This is a genomic window from Allobosea sp. 2KB_26 (genome assembly GCF_052115715.1).
Lineage (GTDB): Bacteria > Pseudomonadota > Alphaproteobacteria > Rhizobiales > Beijerinckiaceae > Allobosea.
The window spans coordinates 753,229-772,123 of record NZ_JBFRHE010000001.1 but is presented as its reverse complement, the minus strand read 5'-3'; the positions used below and the strand labels follow the sequence as shown (position 1 = coordinate 772,123).

The window sequence follows — 18,895 nt, the reverse complement described above, 5'->3', positions numbered from 1 at the left end:
GTGCATGATCCAGGCGCAAAAAGCTTAGAAGAGGCCCTCGATCTGTCCTTCCGCATCGATATGGATGCGTTCTGCGGCGGGCTCACGGGGCAGGCCGGGCATAGTCATGATGTCCCCGCAGATCGCGACGACGAAGCCGGCCCCGGCCGAGAGGCGAAGTTCGCGGACCGGGACGATGTGCCCCGATGGTGCGCCGCGCAGAGTAGGATCGGCCGAGAAGGAGTACTGGGTCTTGGCGACGCAGACGGGAAGGTGTCCATGCCCGGCAGCTTCGAGTTCCGCGAAGCGGGCGCCCACCTTGGCGTCGTGGGAGATGCCGGCCGCGCCGTAGATCTCCTCGGCAATGGTCTGCAGCTTGTCGCGCAACGACATGGCATCGGGATAGAGCGGAGCGAAATCTGCCTCGTCTTCGTCGGCCAGTGTGGCGACCTTGCGTGCCAGTTCCTCGGCGCCTGCACCGCCTTCGGCCCAGTGCCGGCAGATCACGGCTTCAACGCCGAGATGGTTGCGGCAATAGTGTCGGATCAGCTCGTGCTCGGCATGCGTGTCGCTGTCGAAATTATTGATCGCGACGATCGGCGGCACGCCAAATTTTCGGATGTTGACGACATGGCGCGTCAGGTTCGAGAGACCGGCTTCGAGCGCCTTCAGGTTCTCCTGGCCAAGCGCATCCTTGGCCGCGCCGCCATGCATCTTCAGCGCGCGGACGGTCGCGACCACGACAGCAGCAGCCGGCTTGAGGCCGGCCTTGCGGCACTTGATGTCGAAGAACTTCTCCGCACCAAGATCGGCCCCGAACCCGGCTTCGGTCACGACATAATCGGCGAGCTTCAGCGCGGCGCGCGTGGCGATCACCGAGTTGCAACCATGGGCGATATTGGCGAAGGGGCCGCCATGGACGAAGGCTGGCGTCCCTTCCAGGCTCTGCACGAGGTTCGGCATGAGCGCGTCCTTGAGCAGGACGCTCATCGCGCCGGTTGCCTTCAGTTCGGCGGCTGTGATCGCGCGCTTGTCGCGGCTGCGGCCAACGACGATGCGGCCGAGCCGGTCCTCGAGATCGGCATGGTCACGGGCGAGGCAGAAGATCGCCATGACTTCCGAGGCGACAGTGATGTCGAAACCGTCCTCGCGTGGATAGCCGTTGCCATTGCCGCCCAGCGACGACACGATCTGGCGCAAGGCGCGATCATTCATGTCCATGACACGGCGCAGCGCGACATTGCGGGCGTCGAAGTCGAGCGCATTGCCCCAATAGATATGATTGTCGACCAGCGCCGCGAGCAGGTTGTGAGCGCTGGTGATGGCGTGGAAATCGCCGGTGAAATGCAGATTGATCTGTTCCATCGGCACGACTTGCGCATAGCCGCCGCCGGCGGCCCCGCCCTTCATGCCGAAGCAGGGACCGAGCGAGGGTTCGCGCAGTGCGATCATGGTGCGCTTGCCGAGACGGGTCAGCCCGTCGCCGAGGCCAACGGTCGTCGTGGTCTTGCCCTCGCCGGCGGGCGTTGGGCTGATCGCCGTGACAAGGATCAGCTTTCCATTCGGACGTTGCTCGAAATCGGGGATCGCGGCGCCATCGATCTTTGCGATGTACTTGCCGTAGGGATGAAGGGCCTCCTCGGGAATCCCGGCCTTTTCGGCGATGCTGGCGATGGGCGCGAGTTCGGTTGCGCGGGCAATTTCGATATCGGTCGGCATACGGTTTCCTTCGCCGCGTCGCGACCCAGACCGGAGCACGCGGAATCGGCGGTCACAGTGCCGTGAAACCGGCCATTCTGCCACTGCTTTCCCGGAACGCTGCGTCCATATTTTGGCAAGGCTCCGGCCCTCACCCGAAGGGAGGGGCGCTGAACTAGGATCCGGGATGGGAGTGCGCGATGCCGCAAACTGGGTTCAACCGCCGCGATCTCGTCGCTTCCGCGCTCGCTGCCGCCGGGCTCGCGGCGCTGTCTCGTCCCGATCCTGCCCGGGCCCAAGGAACGGAACTTCCGATGACGCCTGCCTGCGAGGGCAGGGTGGCGGTGACCAGGCGCCAGACCGAGGGACCGTATTTCACACCATCCTCACCGCTGAAGCAGGATTTGCGCGGAGATGGGCCAGGCGAGATGCTGGTGCTGTCCGGTTTTGTGCTGACGGCGCAATGTCGCCCGGTCGGCGGAGCCCTGGTCGATCTCTGGCATGCCAATGCGAGCGGCGACTATGACAATGCGGGCTTTCTGTTTCGGGGGCACCAGTTCACCGATGCGCAGGGCCGGTACCAGTTCATCACCCGCATGCCCGGCCTCTATCCCGGCCGGACACGGCATTTTCATGTGAAGGTTCGGGCGGGACAGGGGCCGATCCTGACGACCCAGCTCTATTTCCCGAGCGAGCCCGGCAATGCGCGCGACGGCATCTTCGACCGCGCGCTGCTGATGGATATCCGCGCTGCCGAAGGTGGGCGTCTCGGCCGGTTCGATTTCGTGATCGCGGCCTGAGCGAACCGGCGTGACCCGGCCCGCCCGGGCTTGGGCTCACCCGACGAGATGGGCGTTCTGCGGGAACAGGAACTTGCGTGCCTCCTCGTCGAATTCCGTCTTGAAGGCGAACTGATCCTTCAATGCCACGGCGCGCTGGGCGGCGGGGCGAGCGGAAATCTCATCGAGATGGCGCTTGACGTTGGTCAGCTTGCCGAAGGCCTCTTCACCGAGCGCGAAGGCCGCGCGCGTCGACCAGCCCCAGACCGACATGTCGATCAGTGTGTAGCTGTCTCCCAGCATGTAGCGATGTTTGCCGAGTTGCTCATTGATGATGCCCCAATGCCGCTCGGCCTCGCGCGAATAGCGGTTGATCGCGTAGGGGATCTTCTCAGGCGCGAAACGGGTGAAATGCACGGCCTGCCCGCAATAGGGGCCGATGCCGGTGGCAACGAACATCAGCCAGGAGAGCATCTGGCCTCGTGCCGCGGGCGTGTTCTCAGGCAGGAACTTGCCGGTCTTCTCCGCGAGATAGAGCAGGATCGCGTTGCTATCGAAGATCGTGACGTCGCCATCGATCAGGGCCGGCGTCTTGGCATTGGGATTGATCGCCAGGAACTCAGGCTTGAACTGGTCGCCACGCCGGGTATCGACCGGCACCATCTCGTAGGGCAGCCCTGCTTCCTCAAGGAAGAGCGCGATCTTCGCGGGATTTGGCGACGGATGATAGTAGAATTTGATCATCGATTGGGTCTCCTGGCGCAGGGGGGCAAGCGGGTCTTACCGCTGCTTCGTTGCGTAAGCTGCAAGATCCGTCAGTCTGGCGATAGTGAGGTCGGCGCTCGCCCCGAGCCGTTCCGGCTGCATGCGCAGGGCCTTGAACAGAGCAGTGGGGCCGATACCGCTGGTGTTTGCCAGCTCGGCGCGGAGGGCTGTTGCGGGAATGCGTTCGATGCGCGCGACGGTGAAGCCATAGGCTTTGGCGCCGGCGATATCGAAGCCGTTGGAGGAAACGAAGAGGATCTCTTCGCGGGCAAGGCCCAGGCGCCTTTCCACCAGCTCATAGCCACGGGGATCCGGCTTGTAGACGCCGATCTCGTCGACGCTGATCACGGTTTCCAGCAACCCGTCGATGCCGGCCTGAGCGACGAGGCGTTTCAACATGGCCGGGCTGCCGTTCGAGAAAATGGCGAGGCGGAAGCCCGCGAGCTCCTCGAGTGCTTGCCTTGCCTCCGGGTAGAGCTCAAGTGCGTCATAGGCTGCCGCAATTCTGGCGATCAGATCGGGCGTCGCCGCCAGCCCGAGGGTCGCCAACGTGAAGTCGAGCGAGTCGCGTGTGACCGTCCAGAAATCCTCGTAACGGCCCATCAGCGCCCTGAGCCAGGTGTATTCGAGCTGCTTCAGCCGCCAGATCTGGGTGATCGTTTCGCCATGGCCAGGAAACGCCTCGTCGGTGACGACGGCAACCGATTGGACGTCGAACAAGGTGCCATAGGCGTCGAAAACGAGGGCCTTGAGCGCCATGGGCGGTTCCCCTGTCGTGACATCGGAGATCGGTGCTTCTTCTTAGCACTCGCGTTGCTGGCGCGGTGCGTGATATCCGCACAAGCAGTTTTTCATTGATGCCCACAGGTTGCCGCATGTCGAACCGCCCCGTGATGCTGATGGTCCTCGATGGCTGGGGCTGGCGCGAGGATGAAACCAACAATGCGGTGAAGCTGGCGAACACGCCGAATTTCGATCGCTATTGGACCAGCTCGCCGCGCGCTTTCCTGAAGACTTCGGGGCTCGATGTCGGCTTGCCGGAAGGCCAGATGGGGAACTCCGAGGTCGGCCATCTCAATCTCGGAGCCGGGCGCGTCGTCATGCAGGACCTGCCGCGGATCAACCAGGCGATCCAGGACAAGTCGATTGCGCAGGCGCTGGACGCGACCGGGCTTGTCGCGAAACTCAGGGATACAGGGGGCACCTGCCACCTGCTTGGTCTCGTCTCGCCCGGCGGCGTGCACGCCCATCAGGATCACGCGGTGGCGCTCGCCCGGATTCTGACCGGGCAGGGTATTCCGGTCTGCGTCCATGTCTTCACGGATGGACGAGACACCCCGCCGCAATCGGCTGCAGAATATGTGCGCGATTTCGCCGGAGCCTTGCCGAGGGGAGCGGTGATCGGAAGCCTGTCGGGTCGCTATTTCGCGATGGATCGCGACAATCGCTGGGAGCGCGTCGAGCAGGCCTGGCGCGCCATGGTGCTGGGCGAAGGCAAAGCCTTCGCGACGGCCGGCGAGGCGGTCGCCGGCGCCTATGCGCAGGGCGTCAATGACGAGTTCATCGTTCCGACCGTGATCGGCGGGTATGCCGGCATGCGGGACGGCGACGGATTGCTCAGCTTCAATTTTCGCTCGGACCGGATTCGCGAGATTCTGGCCGCGGTGCTCGACCCGGATTTCACGGGCTTTGTCCGGGCGCGCGTGCCGAAGCTTTCCAAGGCGGTCAGCATGACCTCCTACAGCGCCGAGCTGGACAAGGTCATGCCGGCGCTGTTTCCGCCGCAGACGCTCTCGAACGGTCTCGGAGAGACGGTCGCCAAGGCAGGGCGGATGCAGGTCCGCATGGCGGAGACCGAGAAATATCCGCACGTGACCTATTTCTTCAATGGTGGCGAGGAGCGCCTCTATCCCGGAGAGGACCGGGTGATGGTGCCGTCTCCCAAGGTCGCGACCTATGATCTGCAGCCCGAAATGTCGGCGCCGGAGCTGACGGACCGCGCTGTCGCGGCGATCAATTCGGGGCGATACGATCTCGTCGTGCTGAACTTCGCCAATCCCGACATGGTCGGACATACCGGCGTGCTTTCGGCGGCGATCAAGGCGGTCGAAACCGTCGATGCGGGCCTGGGGCGGATCGCCAAGGCGATCGAGCAGGTGGGAGGCGCCCTGCTGGTCACGGCCGACCACGGCAACAGCGAGCTGATGGTCGATCCGGTGACCGGCAAGCCGCATACTGCCCATACGACATTTCCGGTGCCCGTCATGCTGATCGGCAGTGAGGCGAAGGCGCTGGCCGATGGCAGGCTCGCCGATGTGGCACCGACACTGCTGGCATTGATGGGGCTGAAGCAGCCGGACGAGATGACCGGCTGCTCGCTGCTGCGCTGATCAATGTGGGCTGATCAGAAGCTGTAAGCGGCTTTCACCTTGACGGGATGCTGGCTGAAATTGGTGAGGTCCAGATTACGGGGTTCACCCTTGGCCTTGCCGGCGACCTGGATGTTGTAGGCGGCCGAGAGTGCGAGCTGTTTCGTCGCCTGCCAGTAGATGCCGGGGCCGGCGAATGTGGCGTAGCCCGCTTCGTTGCCGAAGCCGAGATCGTTGTAGCGCCGCAGATGGCGGACCTCGCCGCTGACATAGAGGCCGTCGACGACCTGCCAGGCCACTGATCCTGAGGCCGTGAGGGTCGAGGAGCGCCCATAGGGGGCGGGGCCGGCCCAGGTCATGTCCTGGGAGAGATTGAGCGCGGCATAGAGCTTGCCCGGCACCAGCGTCTTGTCGGCGAAGAGGCGGATGCCGGTATTGAAAGTGGTGAAGCGGCCCGCGCCGTCCGGATCGGTTCGATTGACGCTGGGATCGAGCACCACCGTCAGGCCGATGCCGTGCAAGTCACGGCCAAGCAGGCGGTATTTCATCTCGACGCCGGCACCATTATTGCTTGAATTCGCACTGATCCCCCCGGCGGAGGCATTGGTGTAGCCACCGAGCAGATAGGGGCCGATCTCGAAGCAGGGGAAGAGCCCATAGGAGCCCTGGAGCTGCGCGCCGTGGGCGTTCGACCGGCCACTGCGCGCGCCGAAGGTGCCGCCATAGGTCAGGCTCGGCCCGAACGAACCGAGATCCGCCACGTCCGAACCGGTGGTGAAGCCGAAAGCGTCGGTCGGGATGCCTTCGCTCTCGGTACAGGCTGATAGCGTCGGCTGGGTGGCAGGCGCGCTCTTGCGGGTAGGCAGGTCGGTTGCCAAGGCGTTGGCGGAAAGAGCGCTCAGGGCAACGGCAGCGGCGGCAATCTTCGGCAGCATCGGTCAGTCCCCGGATATCGATGGCCCAAGATCGATCAATTGCAAATGATTTGCAAGAGCGTTAATTGGTCGCCGGGATCGTTGCGGGGAGAATCTTCGCGAAATTGGTCGGGAATGACGAGACCGTGCCGGCTTCCTTAACTGCAATAAAGTTACATGTTGTGCTGCCGCGACAATGCTAGCGCACCGCGACCGAAGCGAGGCGCGCCGCGACGAGCGGTGCAATGCTGGCGAGTTCGGCGACAGGCTTCCAGGCCGCGGCGTGAACTTCCTCGAGCTGCGCGACGAGTGGCACCACGGGATCGGCGATGAAGAGATATTGCAGATCGTGGTGGATATGGTCCGGCTCACCGCGCGAGGGCTTTCCGGGGACGTCATGGCTGTCGATGACGAAGGGCAGATCGTCGCCGCGATGCCAGGGATGCAACGCAAGCCTGCTGACGCCGGTCTCCTCGATGGCCTCGCGCGCTGCGGAAAGGTTGAATGCTTCGGCTGCCTCGTAGTGGCCGCCAGGCTGCAGCCAGCGACCGATGACGACATGGTCGATCAGCAGCACCTGGGCGTGATCCGGCGATAGGACGATCGCACTGGTGGTGACATGGCCCGGAAAGGTGTCGCGCTCGTCGAGCGCATGCCCTGCGGCAATCTGCCAGCGCAACAGCGACAGATGCTCACGCCGCGAGGCGACCTCGGCGCGATAGCGCGTCACTACGCCCTCAAGGCGAGACCGGAAGGACATTGTCATGGCAGTTGCAGCTCGTATTCTTGGAATCGGCCATTCTTGACGCCGTCATAACCGATCAGGAAGCGCAGGCGACCAGGTCTTTCCTCAAGAATGGTCACAACCTCGGCCTTGGCGTCCCTGGGCGGTGCAAGTGTGCCGAGATCCCTCGGTGACTGGGGCGCGGCAGGGTCAAGCAGCAGCAGGCCATAGGGAACGTCCTGTTCCTGCGCAGGGCCGACCAGGACCAGCAGGCGTCCGTCGCGCAGCGCGGCAAGGTCGCGCACGCCGCGATTCGGGCCAGCCGGGAAGGCGATCACAGTCGGGGTGCCCTGCGCGGGTTCATTGCCGGGCGCAAAGAGCTCGTCCGGATTTGTTTCGAGCAGGAAGGCGCGGCCGTTCAGCGACGGCGCCCGCAGGCCGATCCAGAGCCTGTCATGAGCGGTCGCGATGCCCTCGATGTTCAGGCCGTTGCCATCCGTCAGGGGCTTGCCGAAAAAGGGCGCAACCTCGCCGGCACGACGCAGCAGATCACTCAGGCGGTAGGTCAGCTCAACCTGGCCGATGGGGTTGCCGGCCGTATCGACCTTGACCCGCGCGAGCTGGAAGGAGGAGAGGCGAAACTCGCTGCTGTTGCGGGAGCAGCCATGCGACCCGGCGACGTAGAAATGGGGCGCGGCATAGGCGACTGCCTCGCCGTCGAATTCGCCATAACCGCCTATCGTCGGACAGGGAGACGCCGGGATCGCACCGAGCGCGGTGGGGGAGGGGCTGTCCCCGATCAGCTCGACCACGCCGGCAGGCTTGATGCGCCCCTTGGTCAGGATAGCGAACTGAGCCGATCGGTTCTCGTCATTCGCCAGGAGGCAGCGCCGCTCCTCGCCATTTGCAGGCAGGCAGGCGAGGCCGCTGACATCCTTGGCTGCCTTGTCCGGCTTCTTGCCGGCAAAATCCTCGGTCGCTTCGACATTGCGTACGGGCTTCAGCGTCTTGGACGACGCCGGTAGCGCGAGCAGCAGCGCCGCGGCGAGAGCAGTCGACGTCAAGGCAAGGCGAGGCATGGCACGGTTTCCGGTTGCCGCGGGATTGAGCCCGTCGCACCCGGTGCTGTCAAAGCCTTAGTCCGCATCATGCACATTCGGGGCCGGTCAGGCTCGCCCTTGTGCGGGGCTTCATGCGATTGACGAACTTCTCGCATTCTCGCCACCCCGGCTGCAGCGGAGAGCGGGAATCCAGTCGCGCCGCCTTGGCGATGGAGGGTGGGTCCCTTGCCGTTCGGAATGCGAGGACTATCTAGCGCGGGTTCCACCGAGACCCTTTCTATGCTGCCTCTCGATTTCCATGTTCCCGGCGTCTTGAATTCAAAAGAGATGCTTGTCGCAGAGGCCATCCACGCCCGGGCATGGGAAACCGTAAGAGGCGACCCACATCTTGCCAGAGATGAGGCCGAAGCTGCAAAGGCGAGACTTGGCGGGATCGTGGCTCGCTTGATGTCCGATCCCTCCAGATCGGTCGGCGACCTCGCGGCTGCAGCAGTCCGGGCCTTTAACGAAAGCGTCCGCACGCCCTGATCGAGGAGCGGGATTGCGCGCCACCACCCATAGCGCGCAATCCGTTCTCATGCGTCTCAGGCCACGAGCGCGCTGTCTGCCTTGCGCAGGACATCGGCGAGTGGAACGAGCCCCTTCATTGCGCCACTGCCTGAGGCCTGCTTGCCGTCCTCGATCGCTACCGCAAAGCGGAACGCGGGATCGGCCTCGATGCGCTTGCGCAGTGCCAGGATGCGCGGATAGTCGCGTGGGTCGAGGGCCTTGTGGAAGTCCACCCAGCGCGCGACGCCGGCAAACACGGCGTCGGCGAGCGTCGGCCTGTCGCCAAACAGATAGTCGCTGTCGCCGATCATCGCCTCGAGCTGTTCATGGCGCTCGGCGACAAAGCTGCGGCCGAACTTGCGCAGCGTTTCGCGGTCCTCCTCCGTGGCATCTTCCGCTTCCAGCGCCGCCCACATCGGGAAGAACGCACCGGTGAAGCCGGTATTGAGGAAGGCGACGTATTGATGCAGCCGGTCGGCCTCCGGCGTGCCGGGTTCGAAGCTGATGCGGCGCTCGGGGTCTCGCGCCTCCAGCCACAGGGCGATCGCCATTGTCTCGGTGAGGACGCGGCCTTCCCCGGTGATCAGCACGGGCGTCTCCACCCGGCCGTTCAGGCGCTTATAGGCGTCGGTGCGCATCTCTCCCAGCATATCCACCCTGGTGAGGCGATAGGGCTGGCCGAGCCATTCGAAGGCGGTCACCAACCCCGCAGAACTGCCGAGCGGAAAGCCGGAGGTGAGGATCGGTTCAGATATCGGGTTCATGTCATTTCTCCAACGTCGATGTGCTGGATATGCGGATGTGGACGCCTGGCCTGTAGACTGGCGATGTTGGACTAAACATCCACGTACATGGACTTCGAGAAGGCGGTTCGCCGGCGCTGGATTTATCGTCTGAAGAGCCGGCCATCGAGGACCGCAGGGGCAGCCTGCGTCTCATCATTGCGATGGCGGTCGCCAGTTCCTTCGTACGAGCGACAGCCGCCGCCCCCGAAATCCCGTCCCGACCTTGGATTTCCCGGGAACGGCATGACTGCCTAGTCCTGTCCTGCGCTCCTTCCTGCTTCAGCGAAAGCAATTGCTGGTGATTGCGAGCCTAGGGTGTCCGGGAGTCGCTCCCATGAAAGCCCTCCCATGCTGTCTGCCACACTCGATCCCATTCAGGCCCGGTGCACATGTCAGATGATGCCCCGCTCTTCGGAGGCCCTGGTATGAGGCCGCTCAATGCGTTCGAAGGGTTCGGAATCGAGATTGAATACGCCATCGTCGGAGCCGCCGATCTGGAATGCCGCTCCATTGCAGACATCATCCTGGCGAACGCCGCCGGCACAGGTGCCGTGGCCATGGAGCGAGGCTTGATCGGCTGGTCCAACGAGTTCGTGCTTCATGTCCTGGAAGCGAAGAATCTCGTTCCAGCGGCCAGATTGGAAGACCTCGTCCAGCCCCTGCAAGGTGAGGTCGCCGCCTTGAACAAGGCCCTGCTGAATCACGAAGCATGCCTGATGCCGACGGCTATGCACCCGTGGATGGATCCTCGGCGCGATGCGCGCGCCTGGCCAATCGACCCCCATGGAATCTACCGCACCTATCAACGCATCTTCGAAACCAGATCGCACGGGTGGACCAACCTGCAGAGTCTCCATCTGAATCTGCCCTTCGCCGACGACGATGAATTTGCGCGGCTTCACGAAGCGATCCGCCGCGTCCTCCCGATCATTCCAGCGCTGGCTGCGAGCTCGCCGATTGCCGACGGCCAACGCACGGCCCATCGCGATTTCCGCATGAGGGCCTACGGAGCCAATGCGAAGGCCTATCCCCTGATCAACGGCCTGATCATTCCCGACACGGTCTCCAGTCAACGCGCGTACGAAGATACGATTCTCGAGCCGATCTATGCCGTCATGGAATCTGTCGATCCTGGCGGAATCCTCAGGCACCCATGGCTCAATGCCAGGGGCTGCATCCCCCGCTTCGACCGAAACACAATCGAAATTCGCGTCATCGATACCCAGGAGTGCCCCGAAGCCGATCTTGCAGTTGCGGCTGCTGTCGTTGGAGCAGTCCATTGCCTCTACGGCGATCCCGAGCGCCTCGGCGGCGATATGTCCACCGCGGAGCTGGCCCGGATATTCGACAGCTGCGTGATATTCGCCGAGGACGCCATGATCGACGACCGGGCCTATCTCAGGCTGTTCGACTATCCCGGTCACTCCTGTCGCGCCGCCGATCTCTGGCGGCACATTCTGGAGAATATGGATGACAGCTCGGGCATTGATCCAGCGCGCTGGACACCAATTTGGGCAACCATTCTGAAGCATGGCAGCCTAGCCCGCCGGATCGAGGATGCAGTCGGCGCCAGCCCATCACGTGAGCGATTGGCCGCGGTCTATCGCGATCTCTGCGATTGTCTCCAGTACGGCACCGTGTTCATTCCCGGCGAGGGCGGCTGAGGCGCATGCGGGGAAGCTGATTTCCACTGCGGGGGCCCCCATGCGCTCTCTTGTCATCAGCCCATTTGTAGAAGGGCAAGGGCTCCGTGTGATCGCTCCGGGTTTGGCGCCAGCGATCAATGCATCAGCCGTCCGCCGGCGATGTCGAGGGTCGCGCCTGTCAGCCAGCCCGAGCTGTCGGAGGCGAGGAACAGCGTGGCTGCAGCGACGTCCGCCGGAGACCCGAGCCGCCGGACGGGATGAGCGAGGACCACTTGCGCCCTGACGGCGGGAGGCATGTGTACTGCCGTGCGGTCGGTCAATACGGCCGATGGCGAAATGCAGTTCACACGTACGCTGGACGGACCGAGGTCGTGAGCCGCCTGTTGTGTGAGCATGATGACGCCGGCCTTGGCAACCCCATAGCCGAGCGGCGCCTGCGAAGGCGCGCGGCCGGCTGTCGAGGCCATGGTGATGACGGCGCCGCCGCGGCCCTGCTTGAGGCTCGGCAGGAAGGCTTTGAGCGTCAAGAACGTGGCGGTCAGATTGTGATCGAGGCTGGAGCGCCAGTCCACCTCTGTGACATCCTCCAACGCAGCGGGCCTGCTGGTCCCGCCGCCAGCGAAGGCGGCGAGAATGTCGAGCTTGTCGTGCCGGGCGACGAACTCGGCACGTGCGCCCTCCAACTCCTCGCTCCGGGTGCAGTCGAGCCGGACGGCGGCATGCCCGGCGGAGATCGCCTCCAGGGAACGCAGCACGGCGTCGAGCCGGGACTGATCGCGCCCGGCTACCGTTACAGAAACCCCGTTGCGCGCCAGCCAACGCGCGGCTTCGGCGCCGATCCCGCCGGAACCTCCCGTGACCAGCGCCGTCTTGCCGGCGAGATCGGGGAAAATCGGGATGTCGGACATAGGTGGCGGTTGCTCAGACATAGCGTGAAACCGCCATGCAGATCACGGTTACGAACAGCAACCCGGCCGAGATCCGGTAGAGGAGACCCAGCCAGGGCGCAGCTTGGCCGGTCGCGCGCAAACCGCGCAGGACCCCGACAGCCTGGATCACCAAGGCCGCCAGCGCGGTGCCGGAGCCGAGGGCAAGTAGCATTTCTGCGTTTCCGAAGGCCCCGGCATGGACAAAACTCCACAAGAGCGCACCGGAGATGATTGCGATGACGGCAGCGCCTAACTGGGGGCGGAAGAGCCGCGTGACGTCGTTTGCACCGGTGCGCGCCAGCACGAATGTCGTGCCGGCCCAGAACACCGAGGAGAGAACATGCATGGCAATGACAGTGATCAGGAAGGGCTCCATAGGTTAGGCTCCGAAACAGCGCCCGCTTGAATGGGGCAAAATTGGATATACAATCTGTATAGTCATGAGTCACGAGAGATCGTCAAGGCGCTATGCGAGCGCCAAGAGGGAAGCAAAGACGGCAGAAACGCGCGAGCGGCTCCTCGCCGCGGCGGCTGCCTTGCTTCGGGAGCCGGGCGGAAAGACGCTTTCGCTGGAGGCTGTGGCCGCCGCGGCGGGCGTGACCCGACTGACCGTCTACAACCAGTTCGGCTCGCGGCGCGGGCTGCTGGAGGCGACCTTCGACACTCTCGCGGCTGCCGGTGGGATTGCTGATCTTGCCGGAGCAATGGCGATTCCGGACCCAAGGGAAGCCCTGTCGGCACTGGTCGCGGTGTTCTGCGGCTTCTGGAGCTCTGATGACGGGTTGGTTGGGCTGTTCGCCGCAGCGGCCGGCGACGCCGAACTGGCAGAGAGCCTGGCCGAGCGTAACGAGCGCCGTCGGCTGGCGCTGGCTATGCTCGTGGGGCGTCATGGTGGGCGCGTCGAGCAGTTGCAGCGCGACATCGTCGACCTACTCTTTGCGCTGACGAGCTTCGCCGTCTTCCACATGCTGCGGTCCGGCGGCCGCAAGCCAGATGCCATATGCGCGCTGCTTCAGCCGCTCTGCGATCAGGCTCTGCGGGGCAACGATGGCGCTCTGAGCCTGGCGCTGCGGGACCCCGGCGTCTCAGCGGGTTTGTGAGAGCGGGACAGCTGCCATTGAACATCTGCGATCGGCAGGAGATCAGTCTGTGGACGGCGCCTGGATGTTGCCTGTCTCTGTTGTCGCCTCACGGGTCATCGGAGGATTTCTGCGTCCCGCAGACTCGGCGGACGCGTTCGCGTAGCCAGCGGTGCGCAGGATCGGCATCGAGCCTGGGATGCCAGAGCAGCGACACGGTGATCTCAGGAACAGCGATCGGCAGCGGAAAGGTGATCATGCCGTCGCGCAACGTCCAAGTGTGTCGTTCGGGCACAACAGCGACGAGATCGGATCCGCGCGCGAGCGAGAGCGCGGGCGAGAAGCCGGTGACGATCGCGGCGATGTCCCGCTGCAATCCGATCGCCTCCAGCGCGTCGTCGATCGGCCCCTTGTCGAGACCGCGCCGCGAGACGAGGATGTGCCGGCCAGCAGCAAAGCGATCGGCGGTGATCTCGCCTGTGGCCAATGGATGCCCCCGCCGCACGACCCCGACGAAGTGATCCGAGAACAGCGCCCGCGTCCTGATTTCCGGACTCTGCGCCGCCCCGATGACACCTGTTTCCAGATCCACACTGCCCTCGCGAAGCAGCGTACTATCCTTGTCCGGCTTCTGGACGAAGCGCAGCCGTATGCCGGGCGCTTGCGCCTGGGTGCTCGCGATGAGCTGAGGCCCAAAGGCTTCGACGAAGCCGTCGCTCGCCCGAACCGAGAAGGTCCTGACAAGCCGTTGCAGATCGAGCGCCTCGGCCGGCCGCAGGATTGCCTCCGCTTCCTGAACGAGTGGACCGACGCGCTCCCTCAATTCAAGTGCGCGCGGCGTTGGCACAAGGCCGCGCCCCGCCCTTACCAACAACGGGTCGCCGATCGTCTCGCGCAGCCGCGCCAGGGCCCGGCTCATCGCGGACGGGCTTAGCCGCAGGCGCCGGGCAGCGCGGGCCACGCTGCCTTCGGTGAGGAGGACATCGAGGGTGATGAGCAAGTTGAGGTCGGCTCTTGTCATGCTGGCGAGACTAGCACAGCTCGCCATGATGTGGCGTCAGATGCACTGATTGAGTGCAAATGCTGCGTCTTCCGCCAGGTGTCATATGGAGGCTACCTGCTTCGAACCCTGCTTCGGAGCTCCAACGATGATGAAGGCGACGCTTGACCCGCTATCCCCCACCGAAGCCACGACGGCCCAGCGTGGCGCGCCTCGTTTAACGCTCGCCGGCCTATCCCTCTGCATGTTGCTGTCCTCGCTTGGCACCAGCATTGCCAATGTCGGCCTGCCGGCGCTGGCGCAGGCCTTCGCTGCCTCCTTCCAGCAGGCGCAGTGGGTGGTCCTTGCCTATTTGCTTGCGATCACCACGCTGAGCGTCGGGGTCGGACGACTTGGCGATCTCGTCGGACGCCGCTCGCTTCTGCTGGCCGGCATAGCCTTCTTCACAGCGGGCTCGGTGGCGTGCGGGCTTGCTTCCGGCCTCGCCGGTTTGATCGCCGCGCGGGCCGCGCAGGGAGCTGGCGCCGCAGTCATGATGACGCTGAGCCTGGCCCTTGTCGGCGATGCACTGCCGAAGGACAGGATCGGCAGTGCCATGGGGTTGCTCGGCACCATGTCGGCCGTCGGCACGGCACTCGGCCCCTCCCTCGGTGGTGCTGTCATCGACGGCTTCGGGTGGCGAGCGATCTTCCTTGTCACTGCCCCCTTCGGCGTCGTCGCCTTCATGATCGCCTTGCGGAGCCTTCCGGTAGAGCGCCTCGGGAGGAGGGGAGACACACCGCGCTTCGACATGCTCGGCACGTTGCTGCTGGCCGCTGCGCTGGTCGCCTATGCGCTCGCCATGACCTGGAACCGCGGTGCATTCGGCCTGCTCAATGGCGGGCTCCTGCTCGCCGCGGCAGTCGCCACGCTCCTGTTCGGACTGGTTCAAGTGCGGGTTGCGGCGCCCCTGATCCGCCTCTCGATGCTGCGCGAGCCCAGGCTGCGGAAAGGCCTCGCCACAAGCGCGCTGGTCGCGACGGTGATGATGACGACACTGGTCGTCGGCCCCTTCCATCTCACCCTGGCGCTCGGCCTCGATGCATCGGGCGCAGGCCTGGTCATGGCGATGGGGCCGGTTGCCACGGCGCTCTCGGGCGTGCCGGCCGGCCGCCTGGTCGATCGGTTCGGCGCGCAACGCATGAGCTTCGTGGGCCTGGCCGCCATGGCCGTCGGATCGTTTCTGTTTGCGCTCATGCCGCTGCAGATCGGGATTGTGGGCTATGCCGTTCCCCTGATCGTTCTCACGCCTGGCTATGCGCTGTTCCAGGCCGCCAACAACACGGCCGTGATGCAAGACGCTGGCCCGGAACGGCGCGGGCTTGTCTCCGGAATGCTCGGCCTCGCCCGCAATCTCGGCCTGATCACCGGCGCTTCGGTGATGGGTGCGGTGTTCGCTCTCGCCGCGGGGACGGATGGGAGCGCCGTCGCATCTCCGGACATGGTCGCGACCGGATTGCACGTCACCTTTGGCTTGGCTGGAGCAATGCTCGTCATGGCCCTCGCCATCGCGAGCGGTGCGGGCACTCCCGTTGCTTGAGGATGGAAGCCAGCGGCGCTCGGGCAGCAATGGGTGTCGCGGCGTCGGTGAGGCCCAGCGGAGCATTTCCATCGTCACCAGCGGATCGCCGTAGACAGGCGCGTCGGCCGCGCGTTTCATGAGGTCTCGCTCTAACCAAGCATGATCGCTTAGGCCTGCGACGGGGTTGGGGGCTCCTTATCGCACCCGGTTGGTCAATCCGCTCGGCAGCCGAGGGCGTTCGCGACGAGGCGAAGAAACCATGATTCCTGAGCTTCCGTCCGTGAACCAGCTTTCATTGGTCATCAGCCAGGCTACCGCTCCGGCATTCCTGCTCGGCGCGGTCGTCGGGCTGATATCGGTCCTGATCAGCCGCCTGGAGCGCATTCTTGACCGGTCGCGCATGGTGAGCAGTCTGCAGGGCGACGGCCTTGTCGTTCACGAACTCAAGGCTGATCTTCCCCGCCTCGAGCGGCGCGCCCGTCTCATCAACAGCGCGATGCGTCTTGCCATCTCAAGCGGCGTTTCAACGATCCTGCTGATGATCCTCGCATTCATGTTTGCCTTCGTTGGGTCGGCGCATGAACGGGGTGTGGCCGTGCTCTTCATCGTAGCCGTTGGGCTCTTCGGCGCTTCGCTTGTCCAGTTCCTGCGCGAGATCAACATCGCCTTGCGACGAAGCGATCATATCTCTTGATCCGCATCGCCGGGGCATAGGCAAGGACCGGCGCCGTCCAGGCGGCGCCGGTCGTCGGACTCAACCCAACTTGCTGTAGGCCGGGACAGTGAGGAATTCTTCGAATTCAGGCGCGAGCGAGAGATTGGAGAACAGCTCGATCGCCTCCGGGAAACGGCCCTTGGCGTAGTTCTCAGGCCCAACCTCGCCCTTCACGCGCTCCATCTCCTCGGTGAGGCAGCGCTTGAAGAGATCCGCGGTGACCGTGGTGCTTCCGTCGACCGTGACGCCGTACTGGATGAACTGCCAGATCTGGGCACGGCTGATCTCGGCGGTCGCAGCATCCTCCATCATGTTGTAGATCGGCACCGCGCCGCGGCCGCGCAGCCAGGCTTCGAGATATTGCACCCCGATCCGGATGTTCTCGCGGAAGCCGGCTTCGGTGCGCGTGCCCTCATGGACCTCGAGCAGTTGCTCGCGGCCGACGGAGACGTCCTCGCGCTTCTTGTCGAGTTGGTTCTGCTGCGGCATCAGCCGGTTGAAGACCTCCATCGCCACCGGCACGAGATCGGGATGGGCGACCCAGGTGCCGTCATGGCCGTCGCCGGCCTCACGTTCCTTGTCGGCGCGGACCTTGGCGAAGGCGGCCTCGTTGGCAGCGGGGTCGTTCTTGACCGGGATCTGCGCCGCCATGCCGCCCATGGCGAAAGCGCCACGGCGGTGGCAGGTCTTGATCAGGAGCAGCGAATAGGCGCGCAGGAACGCCTTGGTCATCACCACCTGCGAGCGATCGGGCAGGACGAAGGCCGGGTTGCGGGCGAGCTTTTTGATGAACGAGAAGATGTAGTCCCAGCGGCCGCAGTTCAGCCCGGCCATGTGATCCTTCAGCTCATAGAGGATCTCGTCCATTTCGAAGGCGGCGGGCAGGGTCTCGATCAGGACAGTGGCCTTGATTGTGCCGGTCTTGAGGCCAAGCGCGTTCTGAGCGGCGACAAAGACATCGTTCCAGAGCCGGGCCTCGAGATGGCTCTCGAGCTTCGGCAGATAGAAATAGGGGCCCGAGCCCGCCGCCAGCGCCGCCTTGGCATTGTGGAAGACATAGAGGCCGAAATCGACCAGCGAGCCCGAGGCGATTTCGCCGTCGATCTCGATATGGCGTTCCGGCAGATGCCAGCCGCGCGGTCGGATGATCAGGACGGCGGGCTTGTCCTTGAGCTTGTAGGCCTTGCCGGTGGTCGGCTCGGTGAAGTCGATGCGGCCGGCCCAGCGATCCCTGAGATTGATCTGGCCTTCGACCATATTGGCCCAGACCGGGGAGGAGGCATCCTCGAAATCGGCCATGAACACCTTGGCGCCGGAGTTCAGCGCGTTGATGATCATCTTGCGGTCGACAGGGCCGGTGATTTCGACACGGCGATCCTGCAGATCGGCAGGGATCGGCGCCACCTTCCAGTCGCCTTCGCGGATATGCCTGGTCTCGGCCAGGAAATCGGGCGTCTCACCGGCATCGAAGCGCTTCTGACGTTCCTTGCGCAAGGCGAGCAGGCGCTTGCGCGTCTCGTTGAAGCGGCGCTGCAGGTCGGCCACGAAGGTGAGCGCGTCATGGCTTAGGATCTCGTCGAAGCGCGGGCCCATCGCGCCCTTGATGACGACGCCCTTCGGCAGGGTCTTGGTGTCCGACATGGCGGTCTCCTTCGTGTTCGGCGGTGATGAGGCGAGGCGCAGTATCGGAGGAAATCGCTTTCTCCTGTAGCCGTGGGAATGCTTGATGACTTTTTCCAAAATAGAATAAATCAGCATTCACCCTCGTTCCGCGTGCGTGCAATATCGGAGCGCGGAAAGGCAGGACGTATCAGCGATGACCAAGGTAGCAGGACTTCACTGGCGGCCCATGACCGTTTCCGATCTCGACGCCGTCGTCGCGGTGGCAGCCGAAGTTCATCCAGAGTTTCCGGAGGAGGCTACCATTTTCGCCGAGCGGCTGAAGCTGTTTGGGGATGGCTGCCGGGTCCTGGCCATGGGGAGTGGGATCGCAGCCTATCTGCTGAGCCATCCCTGGCGCGAGCTTGAGCCCCCACCCCTGAACGCGCCGCTTGGCGCGTTGCCGCCCGCTCCCGCCACCTTCTACATCCATGATCTCGCGCTGCTGCCGCAGGCACGGGGCACCGGCGCTGCTGTCCAGGCGGTCGCGGATGCGCTCAGGCTCGCCCGCAGACTCCGGCTGCCGAGCCTATCGCTCGTCGCGGTCAATGCCTCCGTCGGCTTCTGGGGCAAGCAGGGTTTCTCGGTCGTCGCCGACCCGCGGCTCGAGGCCAAGCTTGCGAGCTATGGCAGCGATGCGCGTTTCATGATGCGCCCGGTCGTCGGGGCGGATTGAGTCGGGG

18 protein-coding genes are annotated in these 18,895 nt (G+C 64.4%); 7 read left to right on the top strand and 11 right to left on the bottom strand.

Annotation, left to right across the window (positions count from 1 at the left end):
- Positions 1-24: 24 nt before the first annotated feature.
- Positions 25-1,698 (bottom strand): formate--tetrahydrofolate ligase, encoded by a 1,674-nt coding sequence (locus AB4099_RS03795; protein ID WP_441477080.1) that lies wholly within the window; start codon positions 1,696-1,698, stop codon positions 25-27.
- Between the two features lie 179 nt (positions 1,699-1,877).
- Between AB4099_RS03795 and AB4099_RS03790 the strand changes: the two genes are divergently transcribed.
- A complete protein-coding gene (locus AB4099_RS03790; RefSeq protein WP_441477079.1) occupies positions 1,878-2,477 on the top strand; it encodes a dioxygenase family protein in 600 nt (199 codons plus the stop codon).
- Between the two features lie 36 nt (positions 2,478-2,513).
- On the opposite strand, the gene AB4099_RS03785 is transcribed toward AB4099_RS03790, so the two are convergent.
- Positions 2,514-3,200: a glutathione S-transferase family protein gene (locus AB4099_RS03785; RefSeq protein ID WP_113518559.1), complete on the bottom strand. Its 687-nt coding sequence runs from the start codon at positions 3,198-3,200 to the stop codon at positions 2,514-2,516.
- Between the two features lie 36 nt (positions 3,201-3,236).
- Complete coding sequence (locus tag AB4099_RS03780) at positions 3,237-3,980, bottom strand: haloacid dehalogenase type II (protein ID WP_441477078.1); 744 nt, start codon at positions 3,978-3,980, stop codon at positions 3,237-3,239.
- Between the two features lie 116 nt (positions 3,981-4,096).
- On the opposite strand from AB4099_RS03780, the gene gpmI reads away from it, so the two are divergent.
- Positions 4,097-5,611, top strand: coding sequence for a 2,3-bisphosphoglycerate-independent phosphoglycerate mutase (gene gpmI, locus AB4099_RS03775; RefSeq protein WP_441477077.1), 1,515 nt, complete (start codon positions 4,097-4,099; stop codon positions 5,609-5,611).
- A 14-nt stretch (positions 5,612-5,625) separates the two neighbouring features.
- Here the strand turns inward: gpmI and AB4099_RS03770 are convergent, their stop codons facing one another.
- From AB4099_RS03770 to AB4099_RS03755, 4 genes are all read right to left on the bottom strand, one after another.
- Complete coding sequence (locus tag AB4099_RS03770; RefSeq protein ID WP_441477076.1) at positions 5,626-6,525, bottom strand: hypothetical protein; 900 nt, start codon at positions 6,523-6,525, stop codon at positions 5,626-5,628.
- 178 nt (positions 6,526-6,703) lie between these two features.
- Positions 6,704-7,270: an NUDIX hydrolase gene (locus AB4099_RS03765; RefSeq protein WP_441477075.1), complete on the bottom strand. Its 567-nt coding sequence runs from the start codon at positions 7,268-7,270 to the stop codon at positions 6,704-6,706.
- Complete coding sequence (locus AB4099_RS03760; protein ID WP_113518554.1) at positions 7,267-8,307, bottom strand: DUF3616 domain-containing protein; 1,041 nt, start codon at positions 8,305-8,307, stop codon at positions 7,267-7,269. The genes AB4099_RS03765 and AB4099_RS03760 overlap by 4 nt, the downstream gene beginning before the upstream one ends.
- Positions 8,308-8,873: 566 nt before the next feature.
- A complete protein-coding gene (locus AB4099_RS03755; RefSeq protein WP_441477074.1) occupies positions 8,874-9,602 on the bottom strand; it encodes a glutathione S-transferase family protein in 729 nt (242 codons plus the stop codon).
- Between the two features lie 410 nt (positions 9,603-10,012).
- On the opposite strand from AB4099_RS03755, the gene AB4099_RS03750 reads away from it, so the two are divergent.
- Positions 10,013-11,287 carry a carboxylate-amine ligase gene (locus AB4099_RS03750; RefSeq protein WP_441477073.1) on the top strand — a complete coding sequence of 425 codons (1,275 nt, stop codon included), beginning with the start codon at positions 10,013-10,015 and terminating at the stop codon, positions 11,285-11,287.
- Positions 11,288-11,403: 116 nt separating this feature from the next.
- On the opposite strand, the gene AB4099_RS03745 is transcribed toward AB4099_RS03750, so the two are convergent.
- Together AB4099_RS03745 and AB4099_RS03740 are read right to left on the bottom strand one after the other, a co-directional pair.
- On the bottom strand, positions 11,404-12,177 hold the full coding sequence (locus tag AB4099_RS03745; protein WP_441477072.1) for an SDR family NAD(P)-dependent oxidoreductase: 774 nt from the start codon (positions 12,175-12,177) through the stop codon (positions 11,404-11,406).
- 13 nt (positions 12,178-12,190) lie between these two features.
- Entirely contained in the window at positions 12,191-12,574 is a 384-nt protein-coding gene (locus tag AB4099_RS03740; RefSeq protein ID WP_441477071.1) for a hypothetical protein, read from the bottom strand.
- A gap of 64 nt (positions 12,575-12,638) precedes the next feature.
- On the opposite strand from AB4099_RS03740, the gene AB4099_RS03735 reads away from it, so the two are divergent.
- A complete protein-coding gene (locus tag AB4099_RS03735; RefSeq protein ID WP_441477070.1) occupies positions 12,639-13,298 on the top strand; it encodes a TetR/AcrR family transcriptional regulator in 660 nt (219 codons plus the stop codon).
- 88 nt (positions 13,299-13,386) lie between these two features.
- Here the strand turns inward: AB4099_RS03735 and AB4099_RS03730 are convergent, their stop codons facing one another.
- Entirely contained in the window at positions 13,387-14,298 is a 912-nt protein-coding gene (locus tag AB4099_RS03730; RefSeq protein ID WP_441477069.1) for a LysR family transcriptional regulator, read from the bottom strand.
- 127 nt (positions 14,299-14,425) lie between these two features.
- Between AB4099_RS03730 and AB4099_RS03725 the strand changes: the two genes are divergently transcribed.
- Positions 14,426-15,856 carry an MFS transporter gene (locus AB4099_RS03725; RefSeq protein ID WP_441477068.1) on the top strand — a complete coding sequence of 477 codons (1,431 nt, stop codon included), beginning with the start codon at positions 14,426-14,428 and terminating at the stop codon, positions 15,854-15,856.
- 241 nt (positions 15,857-16,097) lie between these two features.
- Positions 16,098-16,532 carry a DUF2721 domain-containing protein gene (locus tag AB4099_RS03720; RefSeq protein ID WP_441477067.1) on the top strand — a complete coding sequence of 145 codons (435 nt, stop codon included), beginning with the start codon at positions 16,098-16,100 and terminating at the stop codon, positions 16,530-16,532.
- A 60-nt stretch (positions 16,533-16,592) separates the two neighbouring features.
- On the opposite strand, the gene aceB is transcribed toward AB4099_RS03720, so the two are convergent.
- Positions 16,593-18,194: a malate synthase A gene (aceB, locus tag AB4099_RS03715; RefSeq protein WP_441477066.1), complete on the bottom strand. Its 1,602-nt coding sequence runs from the start codon at positions 18,192-18,194 to the stop codon at positions 16,593-16,595.
- Positions 18,195-18,369: 175 nt separating this feature from the next.
- Here aceB and AB4099_RS03710 point away from each other — a divergent pair, with 175 nt between their 5' ends.
- A complete protein-coding gene (locus tag AB4099_RS03710; protein ID WP_441477065.1) occupies positions 18,370-18,888 on the top strand; it encodes a GNAT family N-acetyltransferase in 519 nt (172 codons plus the stop codon).
- Positions 18,889-18,895: the final 7 nt, after the last annotated feature.